Raw genomic sequence first — 1,284 nt, forward strand, 5'->3', positions numbered from 1 at the left:
GGGTCTGCCCCTGGTTCGGTTGACTCCTGACCTGTGAGGATCATGGTCTTCACTGGAAGGATGAGTACCGTGCCGACGCCGTTCCCCGAGGAGTTCCGCCGCGACGTGATCGCCGTCGCCCGCCAAGGCGGCCGCTCCCGAGCAGACATCGCCCGCAGCTTCGGCATCTCCGAGTCGTGCCTGGGTCGTTGGCTGAAGATCGCCGACCGGGAGGACGGCAGGACCGCTCCTGACAGTGCTTCAGACTCCGCGCCGAGCATGGACCTGGAAGCAGAGAACCGCGAGCTGCGCCGGAGGGCCAAGCAGCTGGAACAGGAGGACGAGATCCTGCGCCGGGCGACGGCCTACTTCGCTCGCGACGTCCTCCCAAAATGATCTACCCGCTGGTCCGTGACCTCGCCGCTGACGGAGTGTCCGTCGCGGTGACCTGTCGGGTGCTGGGCTTCTCCAAGCAGGCCTACTACAAGTGGCGCGCCAACCCGGTCACCGACCGCGACTGGAACGACGCCCACCTCATCAACGCCGCCCGCGACATCCACCACGACGACCCCGAGTTCGGCTACCGCTTCATCGCCGACGAGCTCGAGCAACAGGGTGGCGGCCTCTCGCAACCGCGTGAACCGTCTTTGCAGCCTCCAAAGGCTGTGGTCGGTCCACTCGCGCAAGCGAGGCACCGGGCGCCGGCCCGGCCCGCCCGTCCACGACGACCTCGTCAGGCGGAAGTTCACCGCCCAGGCGCCCAACCAGCTCTGGCTCACCGACATCTCCGAGCACCCCACCGCCGAAGGCAAGCTCTACCTCTGCGCCGTCAAGGACGCTTGTTCCAACCGCATCGTCGGGTACTCCCTCGATGCTCGGATGACCGCCGACCTCGCGGTCAGGGCCCTGCGCAACGCGCTGGCCCTGCGCGGGCGGGCTGACGTCTTGGAGGTTGTGGTCCACTCCGACCGGGGGTCGCAATTTCGTTCCCACGCCTACGTTCGTGCCCTCTCAGCGGCGCAAGCGCGCGGCTCGATGGGGCGGGTCGGGACTTGCGGGGACAACGCTGCGATGGAGTCGTTCTTCGCTCTGTTGCAGAAGAACGTCCTCAACCGCCGGCGCTGGTCGACGCGCGAAGAACTGCGCTTGGCGATCGTGACGTGGATTGAACAGACCTACCACCGCCGTCGCCGGCAGCAGGCGCTCGGTCGCCTGACCCCCATCGAGTACGAGACACTTCTTCAAGCCGCTGCCGCGGCCTGACCGCCCCTAACGACGAGGGTCAACGAGACTGGGGGCAGACCC

At 67.4% G+C, this 1,284-nt stretch carries 1 pseudogene; it reads left to right on the top strand.

The window, feature by feature from the left end:
* Positions 1 to 69: 69 nt before the first annotated feature.
* Positions 70 to 1,242, top strand: a pseudogene (locus tag AB1207_RS24435) (IS3 family transposase).
* The last annotated feature ends 42 nt before the right edge of the window (positions 1,243 to 1,284 follow it).

The sequence above is a fragment of the Kineococcus endophyticus genome, from assembly GCF_040796495.1.
Classification (GTDB): Bacteria; Actinomycetota; Actinomycetes; order Actinomycetales; family Kineococcaceae; genus Kineococcus; species Kineococcus endophyticus.